Raw genomic sequence first — 8,256 nt, 5'->3', positions numbered from 1 at the left:
CCGAGGCCGATCCTTGCCGCTGTCGACGTGACTTCGGCTAACTTTGCGTCGTGTTGTGAGTGAGGCGACCGCTCTCCCCCGGACGCCGAGTTCGCTTGTCGAGCGACGGCGGACGCGAGCGGGCCGGGCGGCATCGTCGCCCGGAGGCGCGAGTTCAGGGGGCTGCGACCGGGTCGCCGCGAACGGCAGGCGAAGTCTGCCGGCGGCCGGTTGCCGTTGCGGGATTTCTTCGAGCAAAAAAAAGAGAAGCCCGCCTCCCGGCGGGCTTCTCGATCAGAAGAGGTTGAGTTGCACGATCTGCGATGCTTCAGCAGCCGGCGACTCTGAAGTTTTGGTGGTGTCGACCTTTATGCGGCGGCTCTCCCAGACGGCATAGCACAGCGTGTCCTCCCACTCCATTTTGGAAACTTCAGGGATACCCAGAAGATCCGGACGCGGCCGGACACGCCAAGCTCCATAGAAGTGATCTTTGGTCGGCATAAGCGAATCATGCCAGATAACTTCGCCGTTCACGCCATGCAGGATGAAGTTGCAGACGGTCATAAGGGCACAGGTTCGGTCAATGTCCTCGCCACAGCAGTAGTTACCAGGGAATTTCGCATGGACGGCAATAAGAAACCGACCGCTGCCGCAGGCAGGATCGCCGAAATTCAACCCTTTCCCAGTCAAATCCCGTCCATCACTATTTATTGAAACCATTAAATCAACAATATTCTCTGGAGTAAAAAACTGGCCGGCGTTTGCACGCCGGCCATGTGAGGCAATTTGAGTTTCATAAAGATTCCCGAAGGGGTCGTACCACTCCCCGTCGTCGCGTACCTTCTGGTTCATCAGGAGTACGATCTCCTGAAAAAGCTCGAAGAAACGCTTGCGGATCTCCGGGTCTTTATATCGGCCGTGAGGCTCCCACGGATTGTCGAAGCTAAACAGGTCGATAATGTAGGCCAGCATATCATCGAAGACCCGGCTACTGTCCTGTCCGTAGGCAAGCGCATCGAATTTTTCGCTGAAGCCCTTGAACTCAGCGGGCAGTTGAATTTTAGCCACGACGCACCTCCTTTCCTGCCAATCTGATCTCGCCGCGTTCTACGAACCGGCCGTCGCACCACAACTCGACGGGGCCAAGTTCAAAGCCACGTGATAAGATCCAGTATTCGATATAATTTCGATACTCTTCACCCGTAAAGTTCTTGCCAGTGATATTCCGGAAAATCATCGGGATACTTGTCCACTCCTCGCCTTCGGCCCAAAGGAGCATTTCACCGTTTTGTCTGATCTCGTCTCTCATAGCTTCCGATTTTTATAGTTATCGGCAATGAACATGTTATTGTTCCTTCGGTACACCTCGATCGTCGGTTTGCCATGATTATCTGCGATAGGCAGAGGTTCCACCGTCTCAAGGAGTGTTTCATCCTCGAAGACACAATAGACGGTCTTTCCGGGTTCAGCATCCGGATCAAAGCACAGAGGCTTATCCTTGCATTGCGCGGCGATCATGTCGGCTTCTTCCTGATTCTGGGCCGTGACAGTGAAGTGTCTGCGTTCCCAGCTTGTGCATAGCACATCCTGATAAAAATCGTAAGTTGGCATAAAATAGAATTTTGAAGAGGGGCGGGTTTCCGCCCCTCGATAAGACTTAAAGAATTGATATGAAATTTTCGGGACGGAAGCACCGCCAATCTTCCCGCTCAAGGTCGAAATAAACGATGCAACCTGTACTACGTCGTTTTTGGCCGGACTGCATCTTCGCCGAAAGCGTCGATAACACACTCGGCTTCATAGTTCCGATAGCTTCCCGTACAGAACCGTCCGTCTTTTTGTAACTGAATCGTACAATTCGATTTTGCAACGCATTTATAAATTCATCCAATCCGTCAGTCTGCCGCATAGCTCTGTGTACGGCATCACACACTTTCGCCTGAATCTGCCAAAAAGGCAAACTGGTGAATGGTGCCAATTCATCAGTCAGAATACTGACCAAATAGTTTTCTGTCATAAAAAATGCAGACTTTATACTCCTGCGCCGGAGTTTTAATTGTGAATTGATAGACGCGGGAATACACCCGCTGATATTGGCTCCTTAAGTACGTCAAAGAACTCTGGGTGAGGTCGGTTGGGTAACCTTCCTCTCCCTGGTACAAAACATATAGGGCCTGTCTAACAGTTCGGAGAAATGTGGTGACTAAAGCGAGTGAAGAAGCAGTTGTTTGAAAAAATTACTTCAGGACGCCCCGGTGGAGCCGGGGTTAATTTTTTCAAAGAAGTGCGCCGAAGGGAGATGTGTCAAGACTGGCACTATTAGCTTTGTACCAGGGAGAGTACTTCGAGTGCTGTGATAAAAACTGATGAGAAAGACCGCGCAAAGGATAGAAGATCCGCGCGGGAAATAGCCGGCCTAATGGCTGGCCGCCGCTTCATGGAGCGGTTCCGCTTTAAAGCGAATAGATCCTGAAGAATCTATCATCAATTTACGATAGAAAACGCAAATTATCGAGAAGTTTGTTCCGCAAGAATAATGTTTAAGCATAAAAAAGCGTGCGTATAGGTGACTATACGCACGCTTTTTCCGTTTATTGGTATATCTTAATAAAATATCATTGCTCTTGTCCTGGGCACAACTAAAAGAAAAAGACAATTGATGATCAATCAGTTGTCTTTTTTTTGTTTGCTGTCTTGCACGAGAGTAATAAAAAGCCAGCGAGATCATTTCAATCTCATTAACACGAACTTGCCTGAATTATATTGATTTTTTCCTCGCACACTTCTTCTTATAATGTTTTATAATCTCCCTTGATGCCTTACTCATTCATCTGCTTTTTTTATGTTTCACTTTCGGACTCGATCTGCAATTACCGCGTCTGACCGAAATTGTCCATAACGATATGATTTGACCTCATCCTTTTTTCCGGTTCGTTCCGCATGAAAGAATAAGCCCGGTATTTCACATCGCCCAATATCAACAGACATTCTATAAATTTTTGAATTTTGATAAAAAAGTTTACCTTTGAATCAATCTACATGCATGTCAGAACTGGATAAACATATCACGCTCGAAAATTTCGAACGATTATACTCCGAGTATAAGCCTCGTTTTATCATTATCGCCCGGTCATACATCCGCAACAATATGGCCGCGGAGGACATCGTTACCGACAGCTTCCTTTATTTTTGGGAAAACAAGGACAAGCTGAATATTACTACGACTATCCAGGCATATATTTTAGGATCCGTGAAACATGGCTGTCTTGAATGGCTGCGCAACCAGAAAAACAGACTCAAAATCCAGCAACAAATACATACGACGGCTTACCGCAGCATCAAAGCCAAAATCACCGTTTTGGAAAGTACCAACCCCGAAGCATCCTTTACGGCGGAAATAAAATCCATCATCGAAAGCCAGATCAACAAAATGCCCGAACCCATGCGGCAAATCTTCCTTTACAACCGCTTCGAGGGCAAGACTTACCAAGAAATCGCCGAAATTACAGGAATCAATGTGCGCAACGTCACAGCCAATATCCAACGGGCTTTGGCCATCATGCGAATCGCACTGAACGACTATCTCATCATTTTAATTATCGTCCTGTATTCCAGCGTTATACGATAATTAAAAAAATTACCATTTTTTTAAGAAAATTTATTTAACGAAAAACGCACTTTTTCGATGTAAATGTCGTGCGCCCACGCACCATATAGTTGTAAACAGACAAAGCATAATTTCGTTATCGGGAAAAATTACCAAGGGAAAAATTATGGATTCGCTGCGGGCTGCCCAAATTCATAATGCACTCGCCACACTATGTAAAAAAATGGACAAAGAATTATTATATAAGTACATAAACGGCCAAACTTCCGAGCAGGAAGAAAAAACGATTGTAGACTGGCTCGATGCCGACCCCAACAACCAGAAAGAACTAAATGCATTATGGTCTATGCAGGACGCACTTATCGCAAATGTCCCTTATCCGCACCACCCCCATCTGCAGCTGCCGACCAGACGCCTGAAATGGTATCGCCAGCGCTTTATTCGTATCTGTACCCAGGCTGCCGCAGTATTACTATTGGTCGCTGGCAGTTGGTACGCTTCCAGAACCGTCATTATCGAAGATACCGCAAAACAATATCTGTCCGTTGCCGCACCGGCAGGACAACGTATAGACATTACACTCCAGGACGGAACCAGCGTTTGCCTGAACAGCGGGGCAAAACTGGAATATCCGATACGGTTCAATAGGAATCGCCGTGTGAAACTCTCCGGCGAGGCCATGTTCAACGTAGAGCATGATGCCGCCCGTCCCTTCATCGTGGAAACTTTCGCCTGCGACGTGGAAGTGCTGGGCACGAAATTCAATGTAACGGCAGACGAACTGACACACGACTTCACGACTGCATTATTGAGGGGAAAAGTCAAAGTAACCAACAAACTGGCAAGCGGCGACCAGATTATATTAGACCCGAACGAAAAGGTATGCCTAAACGGGAATCGTCTGGTATTGACCAGGATTGAGAATACGGACGACTATTTATGGACGGAGGGTATTCTGAATCTCGTTGGACACCCGTTTGCCGACATCATCGCCAAAATGGAGAAAACATACGGTGTGAAAATCCAGATCCAAACGGCCGAACTTCCGCAGATCGACGTCATCCGCGGAAAAATCCCCGTCAATATGGGGCTGGACTATGCGCTAAGGGCCTTGCAGAAAATAACCCCGTTCCAATATGAGAAAGACGAAAACAATGTAATCCACATAAAATAACTATGACGAGATTATCTAACAAAAACCTACAATGCCTATGAGATAAGACTATGAATTTTCAAAGTCGCAAAAAAAGCCCGCAGGTGTAGCAACCACCCGCAGGCATAGCGGCTAATAGAATTTGAACCAATCTAACAACCACTAATCTACAAATCTATGAATAATAAATTTATTCAGCAAATTAAATGCTGGTTTACTTTTCTATTCATGATTTGCTCCACGTTCTCCGCATGGGGAGCGTATGCCCAGACCGCGAAAGTAACATTGCAGATGGACAATGTTCGCATGGAGCAGGTTATGAATGAAATAGAAAAACAGACCAGCTATTTCTTCATCGTAAATAAAGGCGTAGACATTAACAGAACCATCAGTATCAATGTCGCCGATAAACCGCTCGATACCGCTTTGCAGGCAATGGTCGCCGGAACGGATACCGAGTACAAAATCTACCAGCAGAACATTTATCTTTCCGCAGCCCCGGACAAGAAAACCGCAAACAACGGTTCCACAAAGGTCAGCGGTGTCGTGCGCGACACCAAAGGGACACCCGTTGTCGGGGCATCGGTGGTCGTAAAGGGAACGACCATCGGCGAAAGTTCCGGACTTGACGGCGCTTTCTCGCTCCAAGTCCCCGCACCTGTGGAAACCGCCGAATTGTATATCAATTTCATCGGCTACGACCCCGTAACAGTAAAAATCGGCACACAAACCTTTTTTACCATAACACTCAACGAAGCAGCCGAGCAGATTGAAGACGTGGTGATCACGGCCCTGGGTATCAAACGCTCGGAAAAGGCGCTGGCCTACACCGTGCAGCAAGTGAAGTCCGAAGCCGTGACGACCGTGAAATCCGCAAACTTCGTGAACAGCCTCGCAGGTAAAGTCGCCGGAGCCGTTATCAACACCAGTTCGTCCGGTGTGGGCGGTTCGGCCAAAGTCATTATGCGCGGTATGAAGTCGATTATGCAGACCTCGAACGTACTTTATGTAATCGACGGTATTCCCATGCACAACTTCACCAGCGATGGCAGCATGGAATTCGGATCACGCGGCACAACGGAATCCATCGCCGACATGAACCCCGACGACATCGAATCCATATCCGTTATGACCGGAGCCGCAGCCGCGGCATTGTACGGTTCCGACGCCGCGAACGGTGCAATGCTCATTACCACCAAGAAAGGTAAGGCCGGAGCAACACAGATACAGGTTTCGAGTAACACGGAATTTATGAACCCGCTGCGCCTGCCGGACTTTCAGACCCGCTACGGCACGGGGCGTAAAGGCAAAGCCAGCGGTTCGACGATCCACAGCTGGGGCGCACCGCTCAACCAGGCGGCACGTTACAACTACTCGCCCGAAGATTTCCTGCAGACAGGTCACATCCTGACGAACTCCGTAACACTGTCCGGGGGTACGGAGAAAAACCAAATCTATTTCTCGACCGCAGCGGTAAACTCCAAAGGACTGATCCCCAACAACAAGTACAATCGTTATAACTTTACATTCCGCAACACGTCGAACCTGCTGAACGACCGTTTGACACTGGACGTAAGCGGCAGCTACATCATCCAGAAAGACCGCAACATGATAAACCAGGGCGTGTACTCAAACCCGCTCGTATCGGCTTATCTCTTTCCCCGCGGCGATGATTTTTCGCTCGTAAAGGCATTCGAGCGCTGGAACCCCGCACGCAAAATCTATGAACAGTTCTGGCCGCAGGGCGAGGGCGGCGACCTGCGCATGCAGAATCCCTATTGGATCGCCTACCGCAACCCCCGCGAAAACAGCCGTAAGCGCTATATGTTCACAGGCGGCATTACCTATAAAATCACCGACTGGATGAATGTCGCAGGACGTATCCGCGTCGATAACACCAACAGTTTATATACGGAAAAACTGTACGCCACATCGAACCCCACGCTGCTGGAGAACAGCAAAAAAGGTAAATATACCGAAACCCGCGGCGAAGAACGACAGACCTACGGCGACGTAATGCTCAACCTCAGCAAGACGTTCAAAGAGAAATTCTCGCTCGACGCACATATCGGCGCGTCGATCAAAGACAACCGCTTCGACGAACTCTCGGTATATGGCCCCATTGCCGGCGCTCCCAACATCTTCAATGTCGTGAACCTCGACAAGAGCCAGAAGAAAACGCCGAAAACCGGCTGGCACGAACAAACGCAGTCGTTTTTCTACTCCCTGGAACTGGGCTGGAAGTCGCAACTGTTCGTAACGACGACCGGACGTAACGACTGGGCGTCGCAACTTGCCAACTCACCCCAAAAGTCGTTTTTCTACCCCTCGGTCGGCGTATCGTGGCTGCCCAGCAGTACATTCAATTTCCCGGAGAAGTTCAACTACCTGAAAATCCGTGCTTCGTGGGCTTCGGTAGCAAACCCCTTTCCGCGGGAACTGACAATCGCCACACACCCTTACGACGACACCATTTCCGGCTGGGACGACAAATCGAACTACCCTATCGGGCAGCTTTACCCGGAGCGGACGAAAACCTGGGAATTAGGTTTCGACGCCCGGTTCCTGCATGGATTCACACTCTCGGCATCGTGGTATCGCGCCGACACCTATAACCAGACTTTCAATCCGAATCTGTCCGCATCGTCCGGCTACTCGGACATCTATATTCAGACCGGCCACGTGCGCAATACGGGTGTCGAGGCAAGCCTGGGATACGACCACCAATGGAAAAACTGGAATTGGAACTCGCAGTTTACTTTCTCCTGGAACAAAAACAAGATCATCGAACTTTGCAAGGAGTGGTACAACCCGATCACCGAGGAAACGATCACCATGAACAGACTCCAGATCAGTAAACTGGGGCGTGCGAAATTTATTCTCAAAGAAGGCGGTTCGATGGGCGACCTTTATTCCACGACCGACCTGCGGCGCGACGACAAAGGCAACATCGAGATCGACGAGGGCGGCAACGTCGTCGTAGAGGACAACCTGCCCGACATGAAACTCGGTTCCGTATTCCCGGACTATAACCTCGCATGGCGCAACAGCGTATCGTGGAAAAACCTGAACCTCGGATTCCTCGTGACGGCACGCATCGGCGGCATCGTCAATTCACTCACGCAAGCCAACATGGATCTATTCGGCGTGTCCGAAGCAATGGCTGCCGCGCGCGATGCCGGAGGTGCTTTGGTAAACGGCCGCAGCCTGGTAAACCCGGAAACCTGGTATACGGCCATAGCGTCGCAGGGCGGAATACCCCAGTATTACACCTACTCGGCAACCAACGTCCGGCTCCAGGAACTTTCGCTGGGGTACACGATTCCCCGCAAATGGCTGCACAACATATGTTCGATCACCGTATCGTTCGTTGGCCGCAACTTGTGGATGATGTATTGTAAAGCGCCGTTCGACCCCGAAGCCGTGGCATCGACAAACAATTTCTATCAGGGAATGGACTATTTCATGATGCCCTCGACACGTAACCTGGGATTCAATATTAACATTAAATTCTAAC

Annotated in this window: 7 protein-coding genes; 3 read left to right on the top strand and 4 right to left on the bottom strand. The window is 49.3% G+C overall.

What is annotated here, in order from left to right; genetic code table 11:
- Positions 1 to 273: 273 nt before the first annotated feature.
- From B3C38_RS09370 to B3C38_RS09355, 4 genes are read right to left on the bottom strand one after another with little or no spacing between them, the layout of a single operon-like run.
- The gene (locus B3C38_RS09370) at positions 274 to 1,047 is read right to left on the bottom strand and encodes an N-6 DNA methylase (RefSeq protein WP_286726830.1); all 774 of its coding nucleotides are present in this window, start codon (positions 1,045 to 1,047) and stop codon (positions 274 to 276) included.
- Entirely contained in the window at positions 1,040 to 1,288 is a 249-nt protein-coding gene (locus tag B3C38_RS09365) for a DUF7688 family protein (protein ID WP_286726829.1), read from the bottom strand. The genes B3C38_RS09370 and B3C38_RS09365 overlap by 8 nt, the downstream gene beginning before the upstream one ends.
- The gene (locus B3C38_RS09360; protein ID WP_286726828.1) at positions 1,285 to 1,590 is read right to left on the bottom strand and encodes a hypothetical protein; all 306 of its coding nucleotides are present in this window, start codon (positions 1,588 to 1,590) and stop codon (positions 1,285 to 1,287) included. Before B3C38_RS09360 ends, B3C38_RS09365 begins: the two co-directional genes overlap by 4 nt.
- Before the next feature lie 46 nt (positions 1,591 to 1,636).
- On the bottom strand, positions 1,637 to 1,996 hold the full coding sequence (locus B3C38_RS09355) for an SH3 beta-barrel fold-containing protein (RefSeq protein ID WP_286726827.1): 360 nt from the start codon (positions 1,994 to 1,996) through the stop codon (positions 1,637 to 1,639).
- Positions 1,997 to 3,022: 1,026 nt separating this feature from the next.
- Between B3C38_RS09355 and B3C38_RS09350 the strand changes: the two genes are divergently transcribed.
- The 3 genes from B3C38_RS09350 to B3C38_RS09340 all read left to right on the top strand — a co-directional run bounded on the left by B3C38_RS09350 (position 3,023) and on the right by B3C38_RS09340 (position 8,255).
- On the top strand, positions 3,023 to 3,607 hold the full coding sequence (locus tag B3C38_RS09350) for an RNA polymerase sigma-70 factor (protein WP_018697374.1): 585 nt from the start codon (positions 3,023 to 3,025) through the stop codon (positions 3,605 to 3,607).
- Between the two features lie 145 nt (positions 3,608 to 3,752).
- On the top strand, positions 3,753 to 4,760 hold the full coding sequence (locus tag B3C38_RS09345; RefSeq protein WP_232045684.1) for a FecR family protein: 1,008 nt from the start codon (positions 3,753 to 3,755) through the stop codon (positions 4,758 to 4,760).
- 156 nt (positions 4,761 to 4,916) lie between these two features.
- Entirely contained in the window at positions 4,917 to 8,255 is a 3,339-nt protein-coding gene (locus tag B3C38_RS09340; protein ID WP_414630903.1) for a SusC/RagA family TonB-linked outer membrane protein, read from the top strand.
- The last annotated feature ends 1 nt before the right edge of the window (position 8,256 follow it).

Source organism: Alistipes sp. UBA1686 (assembly GCF_002320215.1).
GTDB classification, from domain to species: Bacteria; Bacteroidota; Bacteroidia; order Bacteroidales; family Rikenellaceae; genus Alistipes; species Alistipes onderdonkii.
The sequence above is the reverse complement of the archived record's forward strand: the minus strand, read 5'-3'. Positions and strand labels throughout refer to the sequence as shown.

What these genes read in the sequence shown, in the direction of transcription:
- B3C38_RS09365 (WP_286726829.1), bottom strand. Translation starts at nt 1,288, where the DNA reads ATGAGAGACGAGATCAGACAAAACGGTGAAATGCTCCTTTGGGCCGAA.
- B3C38_RS09360 (WP_286726828.1), bottom strand. Translation starts at nt 1,590, where the DNA reads ATGCCAACTTACGATTTTTATCAGGATGTGCTATGCACAAGCTGGGAA.
- B3C38_RS09355 (WP_286726827.1), bottom strand. Translation starts at nt 1,996, where the DNA reads ATGACAGAAAACTATTTGGTCAGTATTCTGACTGATGAATTGGCACCA.
- B3C38_RS09350 (WP_018697374.1), top strand. Translation starts at nt 3,023, where the DNA reads ATGTCAGAACTGGATAAACATATCACGCTCGAAAATTTCGAACGATTA.
- B3C38_RS09345 (WP_232045684.1), top strand. Translation starts at nt 3,753, where the DNA reads ATGGATTCGCTGCGGGCTGCCCAAATTCATAATGCACTCGCCACACTA.
- B3C38_RS09340 (WP_414630903.1), top strand. Translation starts at nt 4,917, where the DNA reads ATGAATAATAAATTTATTCAGCAAATTAAATGCTGGTTTACTTTTCTA.